Raw genomic sequence first — 16,033 nt, forward strand, 5'->3', positions numbered from 1 at the left:
AAAAAGCCAGTCACTGCGACTGGCTTTTTTTTGTTGAAGGAATATTGCGTTTGCTACGGACGTCTACGACCCGTAAACAGGCTGACCAGGAACAGAATAATACCCACAACGAAGACAATTTTAGCTGCCCATGCCGCTGTACCTGCCAGTCCACCAAAGCCCAATGCGGCGGCAATTAACGCGATAACCAGAAATATAATGCCCCAACGAAACATAAGCTTCTCCTTTACCATAGTTAATGTCGGCCGCTAAACGTGAGCGCTCAGGTCACTCACCGGCGTTTTTCCAGAGTCGTTCTTATATCGCCCGCAGGTGTTAGCCAGGCGGGCGAATGGTCCAGATTTACTTCGTTTTCAGATCGTTTTTAACGCTTTTAACACCATCTATCGCTTTCGCAATGGACTCGGCACGTTCACTTTGCGCCTGCGAATCTACCGTACCGGAAAGCTGAACCACACCATCGGTGGTTTCTACTTTCACCTTACGGGACGGCACGATGTCATCTGCTAAAAGTTTAGCTTTGATTTCGCTGGTGGTGGCGGCATCACCGGCGTAACCTTTCACCGACGCGTTTTTGCCGTCACGTACGTGCAGCTTATCGCTGACGGAGGCAACACCTTCGACGCCTTTCGCGACTTTCACCGCCTGTTCTGCCTGAGCCTGGCTTTCAACAAAGCCGCTCAGCGTGACCACTTTCTTGTCGGTCTTAACGGAAATATCGGTGCTCTTAATGGCTTCATCATCCACCAGTGCGGCTTTCACTTTTGCTGTGATTGAGCTGTCATCCATGAAGTTGCCGACTTTATTCATAGAGCTATCGATTTTTTGCCCTGCGTTATCGGCCGTGGATTGTGCTTTATCCATGGTGCTGCTTTCCGCGAGGGCGGAGCCGCTCACCAGAACGCTACCCAGGGTTACAGCCAGCAGAGTTTTAGAAATCTTCAGTCTTGTCATATTCATCGATCTATTCCTGTGTTGACCCGTTATTCGGGCTACGCACTTCCTTAGTAGTGATATATATTGCGAATAAACACACGGGCAAAATGGATAACCTAAAGTCATGCATTGAACAGTTAATTTATCCACGCCCGGTGTTAAACACTGAGTTAAATATAGATCACTCTCACAGAGCCGCTTTCAGAATTGGGTAAAAAACGCGCGAATAGCGTGAAATTGCGTTGAATTAAGAACATTCCGCAAGGGATTAATAAGACAGGAATTAAAGAAGAGCACGGCGGCAGCCGTGCTCTGAGAGGGGATTAGTGCTCGCGGGTTTTACGGAATTGAACGTCAGGATAACGTTCCTGCGTCAGGTTCAGGTTCACCATGGTTGGCGCGATATAGGTCAGGTTATCGCCACCATCCAGCGCAAGCTGAACTTCATTCTTACGCTTAAATTCTTCGAATTTCTTCACGTCAGAACACTCGACCCAGCGCGCGGTCGCGACGTTCACCGACTCGTAAATCGCTTCCACGTTGTATTCGCTCTTCAGACGCGCGACAACCACGTCAAACTGCAGCACGCCGACCGCACCAACGATCAGATCGTTGTTCGCAATCGGGCGGAAGACCTGCACGGCGCCCTCTTCGGAGAGCTGAACCAGGCCTTTCAGCAGCTGTTTCTGCTTCAGCGGATCGCGCAGACGGATACGACGGAACAGCTCTGGTGCGAAGTTCGGAATACCGGTGAACTTCATCATTTCACCCTGCGTGAAGGTGTCGCCGATCTGGATGGTGCCGTGGTTGTGCAGACCGATGATGTCGCCCGGATAGGCTTCTTCAACGTGCGAACGGTCACCCGCCATAAAGGTCAGCGCGTCGGAGATGACAACGTCTTTCCCGGTACGCACCTGGCGCAGCTTCATGCCCTTTTCATACTTACCGGACACCACGCGCATAAAGGCCACGCGGTCGCGGTGTTTCGGGTCCATGTTGGCCTGAATTTTGAACACGAAGCCGGTAAATTTCTCTTCCTGCGCTTCCACTTCACGGGTATCGGTTTTACGCGGCATCGGACGCGGCGCCCACTCCACCAGACCGTCCAGCATGTGGTCAACGCCGAAGTTACCCAGTGCGGTACCGAAGAAGACCGGAGTGATTTCACCGCTCAGGAACAGCTCTTTGTCGAACTCGTGAGACGCGCCCTTCACCAGCTCCAGCTCGTCGCGCAGCTGCGCGGCCAGCTCTTCGCCAACCGCCGCGTCCAGATCCGGGTTGTCCAGACCTTTCACGATGCGCACTTCCTGAATGGTGTGGCCTTTACCGGTCTGATACAGGTAAGTTTCGTCTTTATAGAGGTGATAAACCCCTTTGAACAGCTTACCGCAGCCGATTGGCCAGGTGATTGGCGCACAGGCGATCTTCAGCTCGTTTTCCACTTCATCCATCACTTCCATCGGATCGCGGATGTCACGGTCGAGTTTGTTCATAAAGGTGAGGATCGGCGTATCGCGCAGACGGGTGACTTCCATCAGCTTACGGGTCCTGTCTTCTACACCTTTCGCGGCGTCGATCACCATCAGACAGCAGTCCACCGCCGTCAGGGTACGGTAGGTATCTTCGGAGAAGTCTTCGTGACCCGGGGTGTCCAGCAGGTTCACCAGGCAGTCGTGATACGGGAACTGCATCACGGAGGTGGTAATCGAAATACCACGCTGCTTTTCCATCTCCATCCAGTCAGATTTTGCATGCTGGCTGGAGCCGCGGCCTTTAACGGTACCCGCAGTCTGGATCGCCTGTCCGAACAGCAACACCTTCTCAGTGATGGTCGTTTTACCGGCATCCGGGTGCGAGATAATGGCAAAAGTGCGGCGCTTGGCCACCTCTTGCAGATAAGGAGACAACGTCATAATTAAATCTTCTTTTATAAGCGCGGCAGCACGCCACGCATCATGGAATACAAAATTGCGGCTATTTTACCCATCAACGGGGGGCAGGCAATCATTGTTTACACAGGAGTTGCTCCAGTTCGTTCAACGACGTCACGGTCCAGGTCGGCTCGATGCCTTCAGGCTTCACGCGGCCATGCGCGTTGAGCCAGACGGTCGACAGACCGGCCTTCATACCGCCCAGAATATCTGACTCTGCCGTATCACCCACCATCAGGACGCGATCGCGGTCGGGATTACCGGCCTGCGCCAGCGCATAATCGAAAATTCGCGGATCCGGTTTAGGTACACCCACCTCTTCCGAGATCACCAGCGCGTCGAAATGATCGCGCAGGCCGGTGCGCTCGAGGCGGATCTGCTGCAGGGCGGTAAAACCGTTGGTGATGATCCCCAGTTTTACCTTACCTTTCAACGCATTCAGCAGGGAAACCGCGCCCGGCAGTGGCGCGCAGATATCCGCCATCGCGTTCAGAAACGCCTCGTTCAGCGTCCCCGGACTGACCTTTAAACGTTCCGCCCAGACGTCAAAGCGCTGGTGCTGAAGCTGTAACGCGGTGATGGCACCGTTCTGGTAATCCACCCACAGCGGCTTGTTTACCGCCTGATAGTCCTGAAAATCTTCAGCGGTGAAGGTCACGCTATAGTCGAGAAACATCCGCTGCAGGCCGCCGAACGAATCGAACGTAAATAGCGTTTCGTCGGCATCAAAGAAAATCCAGTCCCATTTCATCGTTACAACCTTATTTTTTATTATCCAATCGGCAGAGCCATTATGATGGCGTCTTCACGTCCCTCTGCGGTGGGGTAGTAGTTACGGCGGATTGTCGCCTCGTTAAAGCCTAAGCTTTCATAGAGCGCGATGGCGGCGACATTCGACGCGCGCACCTCCAGCCACAGGGTGAAAACGTCACGGGTTTCGAGCTCACGGATGAGGTGCTCAAGCAGTTCTCTTCCCAGCCCACGGCGCTGAAACGCGGGATCAACCGCGATATTAAACAGCGTCGCCTCATCAAGAACAACCTGCGTGATCGCGAAAGCGGCCATGGTGCCGTCAACGTCCAGGCGGTAGTTCAGATACCGTTCGCCCTGATTGCTGGCGAAGGTTTTTTCGCTCCACGGAAACGCGTGGGCGCGTGTTTCAATCGCAAACGCTGTGGTCAGGTCAGGCGTCGTGAGGGAAGAAATCGTGTTCATATTCGCAGATTTGTTGCCATAGCGCGCTGCGCGCTTTTGGGTTGGCTTTCAGTTCGTCCAGCGCTGGCGAGCAGATCTGGCTCCCCTGGAGGGGGATCTCGTTTGTCTCTCCGATACGCCAGCTGTTACAGCGGCTATCAGGAGGCAGCATCGCGACACGCTCTGGCGTCAGCGGTAAAACCTGGTCGGCCGTCAGCTTCAGGCTGCGAAGGACATCATCGATCAGGGGTTCATTCAGGGCAGGCAGTTCTTCCGCCACCATCACCAGCCGAACGTGCGCCGGGATGGAGATAGCGATTTCGCCCTGAAACGCCGTCGGGCGACGCAAAGCCCACTGGGTGATGCCCAGCTGCTGCAACTGCCAGTCTCGTCGGGATGTCATAGGGAAAACTCCTGTCTCTCAGGCGCGCAAATATAGCAAATGTGTCGAAAGTGCGCCATCTACCTACTATAATCCCCGCCTGAGTTTATTGAGGAACAATTCATGTCTGCATTTACCCCGGCAAGTGAAGTCTTGCTGCGTCACAGTGATGATTTCGAAGAAAGCCGTATTCTGTTTGCCGGAGATATGCAGGATGACCTGCCCGCGCGTTTCGACTGTGCTGAAAGCCGTGCCCACACCCAATATTACCACCACTGGCAGGTGCTGAGCCGTCAGATGGGCGAGCGCGCGCGCTTTAGCCTGGTGGCGGAGCAGAGCGATATCGCCGACTGCGATACGCTGATTTACTACTGGCCGAAGAATAAACCGGAAGCCCAGTTCCAGCTGATGAACCTGCTCTCCCTGCTTCCGGTCGGCTGCGATATTTTCGTGGTAGGAGAGAACCGCAGCGGCGTGCGTAGCGCTGAACAGATGCTGGAAGACTACGCGCCGCTGAATAAAGTCGACAGCGCTCGCCGCTGTGGTCTGTACCACGGACGACTGGAAAAACAGACAACGTTTGATGCGCAGGCTTACTGGGATGAATACCAGCTTGACGGCCTGACCATCAAAACCCTGCCGGGCGTGTTCAGCCGTGACGCGCTGGATACGGGCAGCAAGCTGCTGCTCTCCACTCTGACGCCGCACACCAAAGGCAAAGTGCTGGACGTAGGCTGCGGCGCGGGCGTGCTCTCTACCGTGCTCGCCAGCCATTCGCCAAAGGTGCGCTTAACCCTGTGTGACGTGAGCGCCCCGGCGGTTGAAGCCAGCCGCGCAACGCTTGCCGCAAACGGCATTGAAGGCGAGGTGATTGCCAGCAACGTCTTCTCTGACGTCACCGGTCGCTTCGACATGATCATCTCTAACCCGCCGTTCCACGACGGTATGGAAACCAGCCTTGAAGCGGCACAAACGCTGATCCGTGGCGCAACCCGTCACCTTAACAGCGGCGGCGAGCTGCGTATCGTTGCGAACGCCTTCCTGGCGTACCCGAAAGTGCTGGACGAAACCTTTGGCTTCCACGAAGTGATCGCCCAGACCGGCCGCTTTAAGGTCTATCGTACCGTGATGACGCGCCAGGCCAAAAAGTAATCTCACTCCTGCAGGCCGGATAAGCGCAATCACTATCCGGCAAGCAGGCGTCTCAGTTCCGGCCATTTTTGCAGCAATCAATAAAAGGTGCGCACTTTTCAGTTGACGTAAAGCTGAAAACATCTAGAATGCGCCTCCGTGGTTACGATACTTTTACAGTATCGATGGTATGCGAAGGTGGCGGAATTGGTAGACGCGCTAGCTTCAGGTGTTAGTGTCCTTACGGATGTGGGGGTTCGAGTCCCCCCCCTCGCACCATAAATCACGATGATATTGCTCGCACTGGGCGAAGGTGGCGGAATTGGTAGACGCGCTAGCTTCAGGTGTTAGTGTCCTTACGGATGTGGGGGTTCGAGTCCCCCCCCTCGCACCAACGAGGCGATATCAACATAGTAATGATGTAAATAGTAAGATGACTGTGCGAAGGTGGCGGAATTGGTAGACGCGCTAGCTTCAGGTGTTAGTGTCCTTAGGATGTGGGGGTTCGAGTCCCCCCCCTCGCACCAATTATCTTACAACCCCTCTGAATATCTTCTTTTCCCTGTTATTTCAAACTCATCAGTATCACCAGAATTCCACTGACCAGTGCTACGCAGGATGGCAGTAAAACAAAGTGACGTAGTTGCTTATGCCAGATCATGCCTGACGTGACTAACAGTCCTGATACAATGATGGCTTTCCAGGTATCGAGAGAGAGATCGGCAAACGTCAAACCGCAGAGAATGGCTCCCGGTAGCAATACCCCCCAACAACTTCCCAGCGCCCTGTTCAACATGATCTGCCCTCTCACAACGATAATGATAACCAATATCATATGACAGGAATTATCATTTGTCAGCTGAATGAATCAAAATCCATCGACCTTTACCTTTCCCGTAATGACAGGAATTGCCTAAGGTGATAAATTGCGCACCTGTTAACAACGTCTAAAGATTTTCTGATAATTACTCTTTGAGCTTTTTGCATATTTAATTGCGAAACGACATCTATTTATTTGTTTTAATTAAATTTTAATAAAAATACACGACTATGACATCACAATCCTGGCGGTCTTTGGTTCACAGAAAATATCAATTATCGTTACGTTTATTTTTATTTCTGAACGCAACATCGGCAGTGTTCTCGGTAACAAACCCGCTCAATTCTGTACGACTGTTTTCCGCCCCTCTGATTGCTATATTCTCCATCAGTACCGGCCTGTTCGTCTGGCACTGGAGAAAGCGCGCGCGGAAGATAAATATTCCTGTCGTTTCAGGGATCTTCGGTATTTTGTGGGCCTGGCAAATTGTCTCCAAATTCGCCTTAATTACCCACGATCATGCGACGTATTTGTTAATCGCCCTTTTAACGGTGCTTTTTATCGGCACGCTGGCGTTCGCCAGTAATATCAAAGCCTTTACGCTACATTCATTGCCCACCTTTATTGTCTGCCTGTGGTTAAGCGATCACGATATATGGCTGCGAATGACCTATTCTTTCGCACTTCCTGTGGTGGCAATTGCTATTCATAACATTTTGCAAAGACGCAACGACCGTTTTGCTCAGGAGCTCCTTTCTCGCCTTCTGGAGGAACGGGAAACCCTTACCGATCTCAGCATGATGGACCCGCTTACCGGGCTCTATAATCGTCGCGGTCTGCAAAGCCGTCTGGAGAATTTGCCCACGGTAGAGAATGGTGAGCACTTTGTCCTGCTGATGGATATCGACCACTTCAAAGCCTATAACGACCATTACGGCCATATGATGGGCGACCAGGCGCTGAAGCGCGTCTCTGCGGCAATCCGCGATGCCGTGCGTTCTCGCGATATTGTGGCGCGTTTTGGTGGGGAAGAGTTTATGGTGCTGCTGACCAACATTTCACTCGAACATGCTCGTCAGACGGCCGAGCGGATCCGTCAGAAAGTCTACGATTTGAAAATCCCGCATCTGTTTAACGAAAGCGTCGCGACAAACGTCACCATCAGCATTGGTATTGCCATTTTCGAGGATGAAGACGTGGAAGGCGCGCTGGAAAAAGCGGACAAAGCCCTCTACGAAGCAAAGCATATGGGCCGCAATAACATTCTGTTGAGTGAAGAGATTCAGACGGCGTAAACATCACGGCGATGTCACCAGGACAAAAGTCTTGCCATTGGTATGAGCAATAGTTAGGATTGGCAATCATTATCATTTAGATTTCTATCTATACTATGGCCACGCATACCGCACACATCGTCGAACCCCTCCTCTGGCGAGCGCCCCTCACCAGCGGGAATGCTTCGCTTGCGGATGCCATACGGGATAAGATTGCGGAAACGCGCGCCCACCTGCTGGACTTTATCCGGCTTGATGAAGCACCCCCGAACCACGCCATGACGCTCTCAGAGTGGCGCCAACCGGCAAAACTGCAATCGCTGCTGGCCACCTATTCCGACCATATCTATCGCAATCAGCCCACCCTTACGCGGGAAAATAAACCCCTGCTCTCACTCTGGGCACAGTGGTATATCGGGCTGATGGTGCCTCCCCTCATGCTGGCGCTCTTAACACAGAAGAGCATGCTGGAACTCTCGCCGGATAATTTTCACGTCGAGTTTCACGAAACCGGGCGTGCAGCCTGCTTCTGGATTGATCTTCACGAAGACCAGAATGCGGAACGCCTGACGGCTCAGGAGCGTATGGAACAGCTGGTCACTCAGGCCCTGATCCCGGTGGTAGAAGCGCTTGAAGCGACAGGAGAGATTAACGGGAAGCTTATCTGGAGCAATACGGGCTATTTAATCCACTGGTATTTAACGGAAATGAAGCCGCTTCTCGGTGATGAGAACGTTGACGCCCTGCGTCAGTCCTGTTTCTTTGCAAAACAGCTTTCCGATGGCCGTGACAACCCGTTGTTCCGAACCGTCGTGCTCCGTGATGGGCTTCTGGTTCGTCGCACCTGCTGCCAGCGCTATCGCCTGCCGGACGTTAAGCAATGCGGGGATTGCACGCTGAAGTAGAGCAGTGAATTGCCCGGCCTGATGCCCTCACCCTGACCCTCTCCCACAGGACTGAGGAATCCCCAGTAATTTTTTTACCTGAAGCGATGAACGTTGCTTCAAAAAAATTAATAACTTACAGCGACGCCCTGGTCCGGCTGTAAATCGCCGAAGCGTTTCCGTAAGGCCGGGGCGAGGCGCAGGGATGCGCCGAGAGGGCGTGGCCTGCAGGGATGCAGGCTCATGCCCGACCCGATAGCCTGAAGGAATAAGCTGAGGGGACCGCGAAGCGGCGATTTACCGCCGGGAGCCCGGGTCGCCAGGGCGGCGGCGATTGAGCCGCCATGGCACGTTCACCGGTCATGTCCTTACAGAGTAGCAAGAAACATAAAGTGAACGGAATGACCACCACAGCCGTATGTTCCCCCTCACCCCAGCCCTCTCCCTCAAGGGAGAGGGGGTCGTCCGTGCAGGCATTATTTTGTGGGGATTCCTCAGCCCACGGGGAGAGGGAACAAACACAAAAAACGGCAACCTGCGTTGCCGTTTTGCTTTTACCTAAGCCACCTGCTGATTGTCCTCTTCAGCATTACGCTGCGCTTCTTCCGCTTCCTGCTCCAGCAGCTGCTTCTCATACACTTTGAAGAACGGGAAGTAGATGATCGCCGATACGCAGGCCAGAACCACAACCAGAATCGCGGCGCGGAAGTCCCAGCCCAGAGCCCACGCTGCGCCTATCGGCGCCGGTGCCGTCCAGGGAACGACCGAGATGACGCGCCCAATCAAATCAAACGTCATCGCCGCCCACGCCAGCACGGCGTTAACCATCGGTGCCAGCAGGAACGGAATAAAGAACACCGGGTTCATCACGATTGGTGTACCGAAAATGACAGGTTCGTTGATGTTAAAGAAGCTGGGCACCACGCTCAAACGCCCGATAGAGCGTAAATGCGCTGAACGGCTACGCAGATAGCAAATCACCAGCCCCATCGTGGCTCCCGACCCGCCAATCACGATAAAGAACGTCCAGAACGCCTCCATGAAGATATGCGGCAGAGGCTGGCTGGCGGCCAGCGCGGTCTGGTTAGCGCCCAGGTTAGTCAGCCAGAACATCTGCAACATCCCGGAGACGATGGCGGCGCCGTGGATCCCGGCAAACCACAGCAGATGACCAATCAACACCGCCAGCAGGATCGCAGGCAGTGAATCCGCCGCGGAAACCAGCGGTTTAAAGACCGACATAATGGCCTGCGGGATCAGCATGCCAAACTGAGACTGAATGACCAGGCTCAGAGGATAGAGCGTTAACACCACCACCAGCACCGGGATCAGCAGATCAAAAGAGTTTTTGATCATCGGAGGAACCTGGTCTGGCAGGCGAATACCGATGTTATGCGCCTTGAGGAAACGCATCATCTCAACGCAGTAAATCGCCACCAGAATCGCGGTAAAAATCCCCGTTCCCCCCAGACTGTCGACAGGAAGCGTGCCTTTGGTTTTCGGTGCCGCGACCAGCAGAAACGCCATCAGCGACAGCATGGCGCACATGAACGGGTCTAACTGGTGCGATTTGACATAGTGTTTGCCAAGGTTATAGGCAATGGCCGCACAGATATAAATGGACATAATGCCCATCGTCATATCAAACGGCGTCAGGATTTGGCCTTCAAACTGCTTCGCCATATCCAGCCAGGCGCGGGCGAAACCCCACGTGGTATCAGGCGAAAAAGGTGGGTAAGCGAACACTAACAAAAATGAACCCACAATCATAAATGGCATCGCGGAGATAAACCCATCACGAATAGCCATGACATGACGCTGGGAAGAGATCCGCCCGGCAATCGGGCTCACGTAATTTTCAACGAAACGGAATATCAGGTTAAACGCAGCATGGTTGGCAGACATGGCAGATCTCCTGTCAGACGTTTGTTACGGGCACTTTCGCGCCGCACGTTGTTCCATAAATCAGCTTCACAACCTTGCTGGCTTGTGTACCAGTGGTACTGCTCAGACGAAATGGTTTCATATTTGGCTCTTATTATTGGATACAGGGGACGTTACGTACTCAGTATTAATCGACGCATCACGCTCTGCAACCGGTTACTGTAACCGGTTTCTGTGAATGTGAAGAGGATCCAGAAATCAGCCGTTCGGGATATTTGTTACTTAAGAGATATTTACAGAGCATAAATTCTTATGACAGATTACGCAGGATATTTGTCAGGAGGAAACAATGAGTTTGCAGTCTGTACAGCAGTTTTTTGCCGACAACGCGCCGGATATAGACGTAATTGAACTTAGCCAGAGTACCGCTACCGTTGCGTTGGCTGCTGCCGCCCATCGTGTTGAACCGGGACAAATCGCCAAGACCTTGTCACTCAAGGTGAAAAATGAGGTGATTCTGGTGGTGGCGAAAGGCGATGCGCGCCTGGATAACAAAAAGCTGAAAGACACGTTTGGTGCGAAAGCGCGCATGCTCAGCAGTGATGAAGTGGTGACCATCACCGGTCATCCCGTTGGCGGCGTGTGCCCGTTCGGGCTGGAAAATCCGCTCGCGGTTTACTGCGATATCTCATTAAAGCAGTACGCCGAAGTCCTGCCCGCCGCAGGCGCAATTCATAGTGCCGTGCGTATTTCACCTGACAGAATGGCAGAGCTGACTTCCGCAAAGTGGGTTGACGTTTGCATCTGATTGATGCGCCAGAGCCTGTCTGGCGCGCAGCGGGCTGGCTATAAAAAGGTCGGCTTGCTGAGTGCCGAACTTCGCGGTTCTCTTGCCGGAAGGTGAGTAATAATATCCGCCGCATCGAGCAACCCGACGTCAGAGCTCACCCCCAGCTTCACCATCGCATTAAACTTATGCGCCCGAATGGTCTTAATATTGCGTTCAAGCTGTGCCGCAATTTGAGGAATAGAATAGCCGCAAGACATATAACGCAGTATTGCCCGTTCCGTTGGGCTTAACATTCTGTTTTGGCTCCGGTACCAGTGATTCATCATATTGTCATTGATGCGCAGCGTTTCACTCAACAACACCATAAGTTCCTGCTGCAGGTGCTCAAGCGTCAGCGATTTACTGACCACACCGTGAAGGCGTGACGGTGAAAGATGGCTAACTAACCGTGCTTCCGTCTCATCAGCGACCAGGATAATGCGCTGGATATGACCATGCGTAAACGCGAGTTCCCGCAGGTGCGCCAGGCAGTTACGGCGCTCCTCTCGTGCATCGGAAAGTGAATAGATCAGCGAGAAAAAATTGACGTGCTGAAGTGCTTTCTTGAAGCTGTCAAATTCGCTAAACAGATGCAGCTGATAGTGATTCAGGCCGGGCATCGCAAATAAATGCTGTAGCCCAACAGCACTCATCGTGCAATTTTCGACGATGGCGATATGTCGTGTTGAATCGGTTTTTTCCATTCCTCAAACTCTCCATAGGCTGACATCAAATTCAGCTCTCTCATTCCCTGCGTACTGTTGATCCAGGCGTACATATCGGCATTACTACGTAAAGATAGCCGCCGCATCGCACTGTTTTTCTGCGCACTGATGGTTTTATTGCTCTTCTTCAGCAATGTGGCGATTTGGTTAATCCCCCATCCTTTACCTAACAGACGCAGTACCTTGCGTTCGGAGTGCGTGAGTGCGATAACGTGTTCGTCTTCATCCTCCGTACTTTGAGGCTCCGGGGTTAATAACGTCTGGCTTATCCGCTCTGCCCGCTCGCTACCTGCCCGAATCGCGTTAACCACGCCTTCAATGGGCTCCATATCAGACAGCAACGTGCTTTCCGGGCGCATAAGCAACTCAACCGCAATAGGGTAAAGCGGCCGCGAGACTAAAAAGATCCAGTGAATGTCCCGGTATTGGTTCAATAAACCGTAATACTCTTCGAGGGTTCCCCGAGGATTTCTGTATTCACCTGAAATATCGGCAATAATGACATCTGCGCGGCGTAGCTGGAGCAGTGTTAACTCCTGCAATGAGCGACAATAGGTCAATTCAAAATCCGGGAAATGGCGTGCCATCACGCCCCCTAACCCGTTTTGCATCACGGGCATCCGGCTAATGACAACGCCATACTTACCATGCAATGACAACATAGACCCTCCGTGTCCATTCTTCATTTGATGAGTAACGTTAAAACGTACCAATGTATGAGTATTTTCGTCCCTGAGTGTAAAACTGATTAATACAAGCAGAAGATGAGATATGTTCTTAGTATAAGAAATGCCTAAAACAACGGTAATATCTCATAAAGCGCAAATAAATTTAATTGCGGAGCCATTAAAATAACGACAATATAAAATTAGAATAACTAAATACAAATATTCTATATTTTTATATTTATAATTCACCGCATTGATAAATTAATCCAACGCCCCTTTCGTGATACGGGCTGAAACTGTTTGCACAAACCTTGATCTGGCCCACAGCAAGAGGGACTGCACTTTGTGCTAAAAGTACTCACTACGGGCTAACCGGCAACCTATCCATCTTTTTCAGGACAATACATGCAGGCAGATCGGTCAACGCAGCGTGCTATCACGCGGCTATGTATAAAGTGCGGTCTTTTTCTGCTCCAGCACGGCGCGGAAAGCGCGCTGGTTGAGGAGCTCTCCACCCGGCTGGGAGTGGCGCTGGGTATGGATAGCGTTGAAAGCGCAATCTCATCTAACGCCATTGTGCTGACCACGATCAAAGACGGTCAGTGCCTGACCTCCACACGCAAAAACCATGACCGCGGTATTAACATGCACGTCGTGACCGAAGTGCAGCACATCGTCATCCTTGCTGAACACAAGCTTCTCGATCTTCATGAAATTGAAAAACGGTTCAACCAGATCAAGCCATTACGTTATCCGCGCTGGCTCGTCGTGTTAATGGTAGGGCTCTCTTGCGCCTGCTTTTGTAAGCTCAATAAAGGCGGCTGGGACGGCGCGCTCGTCACCTTTTTTGCCAGCAGTATCGCCATGTATGTTCGCCAGCTGCTCACGCACCGGCAGCTGCACCCGCAAATTAACTTCTGCATTACCGCGTTTGTCGCCACCACGGTTTCCGGCCTGCTTCTGCGCCTGCCGCAGTTTGCCAACACCCCAACCGTTGCAATGGCCGCCAGCGTGCTTCTGCTGGTCCCGGGCTTTCCGCTGATCAACGCCGTCGCCGACATGTTTAAAGGGCATATCAATACCGGTCTGGCACGCTGGGCTATCGCCAGCCTGCTGACGCTGGCGACCTGCATCGGCGTGGTCATGGCCATGACTCTCTGGGGGTTACGCGGATGGGCGTGATAGATTTTCTGCTGGCGCTGGCACAGGACATGCTTCTGGCCGCCATCCCTGCCGTCGGCTTCGCGATGGTATTTAACGTACCGCAACGCGCGCTGCCGTGGTGCGCGCTGCTGGGTGCGATTGGCCATGGCTCGCGAATGGTGATGATGACGGCGGGTTTCAACATCGAATGGTCAACGTTCATCGCTTCCATGCTGGTCGGCAGTATCGGCATCCAGTGGTCGCGCTGGTATCTGGCGCATCCCAAAGTGTTCACCGTTGCCGCGGTGATCCCGATGTTCCCAGGCATATCTGCGTATACGGCGATGATTTCCGCAGTGAAAATCAGCCATTTCGGTTATACCGAGCCTCAGATGATCCTCCTCCTGAGCAACTTCCTTAAGGCGTCATCCATCGTCGGCGCGCTCTCTATCGGGCTGTCGATCCCCGGACTGTGGCTGTACCGCAAACGCCCACGCGTTTGATATTTGTATTATTTCGCTGCCGTGGAGATAATTCTTCTGGTCCGTTTGGTGAAAATAAGGAAAGGATGTGGCTAACCCTGGCAGCGAACACCCCGAGCACAGTGAAGAATCCAGCCTGAAAGAGAAAATCTTTCAGAGCGCCATCGCGCTTTTTGCCGAGTATGGATTGAACGGTGCACGGATGGAGCAGATCGCAGAGAAAGCGGGTACCACCAAACGCATGGTGGTTTACCATTTCAAGAATAAAGAGAACCTCTATCTCCTGGTTCTGGAACATGTTTACACCCAGATTCGCGCCAGTGAAAAAGCGCTAAGCCTGACGGGAATGCCCCCGGTCGAAGCGCTGGTCAATCTGGTTGAAGCCACCTTTGACTATCATGCCGACCACCCTGACTACATCCGGATTATCTGCATGGAAAACATGCAGCGCGGCCGCTTTATGCAGCAGTCGAGCTATCTCCGCCAGGTCAACCGCAGCGCGCTCGACCTGCTGGAGGAGATCCTGCGCCGGGGCAAAGAAAAACAGCTCTTCAGTGAGACGGTAGACGCCCGCGATCTTCATCGTCTGATAAGCAGCTTCAGCTTTCACTACGTTGCCAACAGCTACACCTTTACGCTGTTGTTTGAAGAAAGCGCAAACGAGCAGGCTCAGCGCCAGCACTACCGCAAAATGGCCGTTCAGGTGGCGCTCCGCTATACTTGCCCATAAAATTGCTTGCAATTAAATCGCGCACTATCTATATTCATCTCATGAACGCGAAAACGAACGACGCAACCGCTGCGCTCAAGCTGGATAACCAGCTCTGCTTTGCCCTCTATTCGGCAAACCTGGCGCTTAACAAGCTGTACCGGCAGCTGCTGGCACCGCTGAACCTGACCTACCCGCAATATCTGGTGATGCTGGTGCTGTGGGAGCAGGATGATATGACGGTGTCGGACATCGGTGAACGGCTGTTTCTGGACTCTGCAACTCTGACGCCGCTGTTGAAGCGTCTGGAAAGCGCCGGGCTCATCAACCGCCACCGTTCACGCAAAGATGAACGCCAGGTCGCCGTCACCCTGAGTGAAGCGGGACGTGAACTGCAGCAGCAGGCATTGGGTATCCCCCATGCGGTGGGTTGCGCAGCGCAGTGTGATACCGACACCCTGCTGGCGCTCAAACAGCAGCTCGAACTTTTGCGACAACAGCTACACCGCGCGTAAAGCTATACTTTACGCGTGATTATTACCCATATATATCGCACGCTATTTAATAGTGCACATTAAACAAGATGAGGAACCTGCCATGTCTTTAGAAAAAGTTGTTTATACCGCCAAAGCAAAAGCCACCGGAGGCCGTGACGGCCGAGCCACCTCCTCCGATGGCGTACTGGACGTAAAATTGGGCGTGCCAAAAGAGATGGGCGGCATGGGGGGAGAAGTGACGAACCCTGAGCAGCTGTTTGCTGCCGGCTACTCTGCCTGCTTCCTGGGCGCGATGAAGTTTGTGGCCGCACGCGACAAATTTACCCTACCTAAAGATGCTTTTATTGAAGGCGAAGTGGGTATTGGCCCCCTGCCAACCGGTTTTGGTATCGAAGCGAAACTGAACATCCACGTTGAAGGTATGGATCCTGCGGAAGCCAAAAAGCTGGTCGATGCGGCGCACATTGTTTGCCCGTACTCTAACGCGACCCGCGGCAACATTGACGTGACACTGAACATCATCGCGTAATCCCTTCTGTTCCCT

The 16,033-nt window shown here is 52.9% G+C and carries 19 protein-coding genes and 3 tRNA genes; 12 read left to right on the forward strand and 10 right to left on the reverse strand.

Features of this window, described 5'->3' with window-relative positions; all coding sequences use genetic code 11:
• Positions 1–53: 53 nt before the first annotated feature.
• The 6 genes from BM007_RS13215 to BM007_RS13240 all read right to left on the reverse strand — a co-directional run bounded on the left by BM007_RS13215 (position 54) and on the right by BM007_RS13240 (position 4,464).
• Positions 54–215: a DUF1328 domain-containing protein gene (locus tag BM007_RS13215; protein ID WP_003856556.1), complete on the reverse strand. Its 162-nt coding sequence runs from the start codon at positions 213–215 to the stop codon at positions 54–56.
• 127 nt (positions 216–342) lie between these two features.
• Positions 343–960, reverse strand: a complete 618-nt coding sequence (osmY, locus tag BM007_RS13220) for a molecular chaperone OsmY (RefSeq protein ID WP_039260909.1) — start codon at positions 958–960, stop codon at positions 343–345.
• 299 nt (positions 961–1,259) lie between these two features.
• On the reverse strand, positions 1,260–2,849 hold the full coding sequence (gene prfC / locus BM007_RS13225; protein WP_024908269.1) for a peptide chain release factor 3: 1,590 nt from the start codon (positions 2,847–2,849) through the stop codon (positions 1,260–1,262).
• Between the two features lie 91 nt (positions 2,850–2,940).
• Positions 2,941–3,618 (reverse strand): pyrimidine 5'-nucleotidase, encoded by a 678-nt coding sequence (gene yjjG, locus BM007_RS13230; RefSeq protein ID WP_008502077.1) that lies wholly within the window; start codon positions 3,616–3,618, stop codon positions 2,941–2,943.
• Positions 3,619–3,638: 20 nt separating this feature from the next.
• The gene (gene rimI, locus BM007_RS13235; protein ID WP_023334424.1) at positions 3,639–4,082 is read right to left on the reverse strand and encodes a ribosomal protein S18-alanine N-acetyltransferase; all 444 of its coding nucleotides are present in this window, start codon (positions 4,080–4,082) and stop codon (positions 3,639–3,641) included.
• Positions 4,051–4,464, reverse strand: coding sequence for a DNA polymerase III subunit psi (locus BM007_RS13240; protein WP_032649897.1), 414 nt, complete (start codon positions 4,462–4,464; stop codon positions 4,051–4,053). Before BM007_RS13240 ends, rimI begins: the two co-directional genes overlap by 32 nt.
• 102 nt (positions 4,465–4,566) lie before the next feature.
• Between BM007_RS13240 and rsmC the strand changes: the two genes are divergently transcribed.
• The 4 genes from rsmC (at position 4,567) to BM007_RS13260 (ending at position 6,101) form a co-directional block, all read left to right on the forward strand.
• Positions 4,567–5,595, forward strand: a complete 1,029-nt coding sequence (gene rsmC / locus BM007_RS13245; protein ID WP_024908271.1) for a 16S rRNA (guanine(1207)-N(2))-methyltransferase RsmC — start codon at positions 4,567–4,569, stop codon at positions 5,593–5,595.
• 171 nt (positions 5,596–5,766) lie between these two features.
• Positions 5,767–5,853, forward strand: a tRNA-Leu gene (locus BM007_RS13250).
• Between the two features lie 28 nt (positions 5,854–5,881).
• Positions 5,882–5,968 (forward strand) — tRNA-Leu (locus BM007_RS13255).
• 47 nt (positions 5,969–6,015) lie between these two features.
• A tRNA-Leu gene (locus tag BM007_RS13260) sits at positions 6,016–6,101 on the forward strand.
• 38 nt (positions 6,102–6,139) lie between these two features.
• Here the strand turns inward: BM007_RS13260 and BM007_RS13265 are convergent.
• Positions 6,140–6,409, reverse strand: a complete 270-nt coding sequence (locus BM007_RS13265; protein ID WP_048991757.1) for a DUF1435 domain-containing protein — start codon at positions 6,407–6,409, stop codon at positions 6,140–6,142.
• A 215-nt stretch (positions 6,410–6,624) separates the two neighbouring features.
• Between BM007_RS13265 and BM007_RS13270 the strand changes: the two genes are divergently transcribed.
• Both BM007_RS13270 and fhuF read left to right on the forward strand, forming a co-directional pair.
• Positions 6,625–7,689 (forward strand): GGDEF domain-containing protein, encoded by a 1,065-nt coding sequence (locus BM007_RS13270; protein WP_032649902.1) that lies wholly within the window; start codon positions 6,625–6,627, stop codon positions 7,687–7,689.
• A gap of 95 nt (positions 7,690–7,784) precedes the next feature.
• Positions 7,785–8,573, forward strand: coding sequence for a siderophore-iron reductase FhuF (fhuF, locus tag BM007_RS13275; RefSeq protein ID WP_061716000.1), 789 nt, complete (start codon positions 7,785–7,787; stop codon positions 8,571–8,573).
• 537 nt (positions 8,574–9,110) lie between these two features.
• Here the strand turns inward: fhuF and BM007_RS13280 are convergent.
• Positions 9,111–10,457, reverse strand: coding sequence for a PTS sugar transporter subunit IIC (locus tag BM007_RS13280; RefSeq protein WP_024908275.1), 1,347 nt, complete (start codon positions 10,455–10,457; stop codon positions 9,111–9,113).
• A gap of 328 nt (positions 10,458–10,785) precedes the next feature.
• Between BM007_RS13280 and BM007_RS13285 the strand changes: the two genes are divergently transcribed.
• A complete protein-coding gene (locus BM007_RS13285) occupies positions 10,786–11,244 on the forward strand; it encodes a YbaK/EbsC family protein (RefSeq protein ID WP_008502085.1) in 459 nt (152 codons plus the stop codon).
• 38 nt (positions 11,245–11,282) lie between these two features.
• On the opposite strand, the gene bglJ is transcribed toward BM007_RS13285, so the two are convergent.
• Entirely contained in the window at positions 11,283–11,918 is a 636-nt protein-coding gene (gene bglJ, locus BM007_RS13290) for a DNA-binding transcriptional activator BglJ (protein ID WP_032649905.1), read from the reverse strand.
• Entirely contained in the window at positions 11,915–12,652 is a 738-nt protein-coding gene (locus BM007_RS13295; protein ID WP_024908277.1) for a helix-turn-helix transcriptional regulator, read from the reverse strand. Before BM007_RS13295 ends, bglJ begins: the two co-directional genes overlap by 4 nt.
• A 411-nt stretch (positions 12,653–13,063) precedes the next feature.
• Here BM007_RS13295 and BM007_RS13300 point away from each other — a divergent pair, with 411 nt between their 5' ends.
• The 5 genes from BM007_RS13300 (at position 13,064) to BM007_RS13320 (ending at position 16,018) form a co-directional block, all read left to right on the forward strand.
• The gene (locus BM007_RS13300; protein ID WP_024908278.1) at positions 13,064–13,840 is read left to right on the forward strand and encodes a threonine/serine exporter family protein; all 777 of its coding nucleotides are present in this window, start codon (positions 13,064–13,066) and stop codon (positions 13,838–13,840) included.
• Positions 13,831–14,304 (forward strand): threonine/serine exporter, encoded by a 474-nt coding sequence (locus BM007_RS13305; protein WP_024908279.1) that lies wholly within the window; start codon positions 13,831–13,833, stop codon positions 14,302–14,304. Before BM007_RS13300 ends, BM007_RS13305 begins: the two co-directional genes overlap by 10 nt.
• A 67-nt stretch (positions 14,305–14,371) precedes the next feature.
• Positions 14,372–15,013 carry a TetR/AcrR family transcriptional regulator gene (locus tag BM007_RS13310; RefSeq protein ID WP_061716003.1) on the forward strand — a complete coding sequence of 214 codons (642 nt, stop codon included), beginning with the start codon at positions 14,372–14,374 and terminating at the stop codon, positions 15,011–15,013.
• Positions 15,014–15,054: 41 nt separating this feature from the next.
• Complete coding sequence (locus tag BM007_RS13315) at positions 15,055–15,507, forward strand: MarR family winged helix-turn-helix transcriptional regulator (protein WP_023293337.1); 453 nt, start codon at positions 15,055–15,057, stop codon at positions 15,505–15,507.
• A gap of 82 nt (positions 15,508–15,589) precedes the next feature.
• Positions 15,590–16,018, forward strand: coding sequence for an organic hydroperoxide resistance protein (locus BM007_RS13320; protein WP_023310299.1), 429 nt, complete (start codon positions 15,590–15,592; stop codon positions 16,016–16,018).
• The last annotated feature ends 15 nt before the right edge of the window (positions 16,019–16,033 follow it).

Origin of the sequence: Enterobacter sp. NFIX59 (assembly GCF_900113755.1) — a bacterium.
GTDB lineage: Bacteria > Pseudomonadota > Gammaproteobacteria > Enterobacterales > Enterobacteriaceae > Enterobacter > Enterobacter pseudoroggenkampii.

Coding starts and splice junctions, on each gene's coding strand:
- BM007_RS13215 (WP_003856556.1), bottom strand. CDS start 215: ATGTTTCGTTGGGGCATTATATTTCTGGTTATCGCGTTAATTGCCGCC.
- osmY (WP_039260909.1), bottom strand. CDS start 960: ATGAATATGACAAGACTGAAGATTTCTAAAACTCTGCTGGCTGTAACC.
- prfC (WP_024908269.1), bottom strand. CDS start 2,849: ATGACGTTGTCTCCTTATCTGCAAGAGGTGGCCAAGCGCCGCACTTTT.
- yjjG (WP_008502077.1), bottom strand. CDS start 3,618: ATGAAATGGGACTGGATTTTCTTTGATGCCGACGAAACGCTATTTACG.
- rimI (WP_023334424.1), bottom strand. CDS start 4,082: ATGAACACGATTTCTTCCCTCACGACGCCTGACCTGACCACAGCGTTT.
- BM007_RS13240 (WP_032649897.1), bottom strand. CDS start 4,464: ATGACATCCCGACGAGACTGGCAGTTGCAGCAGCTGGGCATCACCCAG.
- rsmC (WP_024908271.1), top strand. CDS start 4,567: ATGTCTGCATTTACCCCGGCAAGTGAAGTCTTGCTGCGTCACAGTGAT.
- BM007_RS13265 (WP_048991757.1), bottom strand. CDS start 6,409: ATGATATTGGTTATCATTATCGTTGTGAGAGGGCAGATCATGTTGAAC.
- BM007_RS13270 (WP_032649902.1), top strand. CDS start 6,625: ATGACATCACAATCCTGGCGGTCTTTGGTTCACAGAAAATATCAATTA.
- fhuF (WP_061716000.1), top strand. CDS start 7,785: ATGGCCACGCATACCGCACACATCGTCGAACCCCTCCTCTGGCGAGCG.
- BM007_RS13280 (WP_024908275.1), bottom strand. CDS start 10,457: ATGTCTGCCAACCATGCTGCGTTTAACCTGATATTCCGTTTCGTTGAA.
- BM007_RS13285 (WP_008502085.1), top strand. CDS start 10,786: ATGAGTTTGCAGTCTGTACAGCAGTTTTTTGCCGACAACGCGCCGGAT.
- bglJ (WP_032649905.1), bottom strand. CDS start 11,918: ATGAGTGCTGTTGGGCTACAGCATTTATTTGCGATGCCCGGCCTGAAT.
- BM007_RS13295 (WP_024908277.1), bottom strand. CDS start 12,652: ATGTTGTCATTGCATGGTAAGTATGGCGTTGTCATTAGCCGGATGCCC.
- BM007_RS13300 (WP_024908278.1), top strand. CDS start 13,064: ATGCAGGCAGATCGGTCAACGCAGCGTGCTATCACGCGGCTATGTATA.
- BM007_RS13305 (WP_024908279.1), top strand. CDS start 13,831: ATGGGCGTGATAGATTTTCTGCTGGCGCTGGCACAGGACATGCTTCTG.
- BM007_RS13315 (WP_023293337.1), top strand. CDS start 15,055: ATGAACGCGAAAACGAACGACGCAACCGCTGCGCTCAAGCTGGATAAC.
- BM007_RS13320 (WP_023310299.1), top strand. CDS start 15,590: ATGTCTTTAGAAAAAGTTGTTTATACCGCCAAAGCAAAAGCCACCGGA.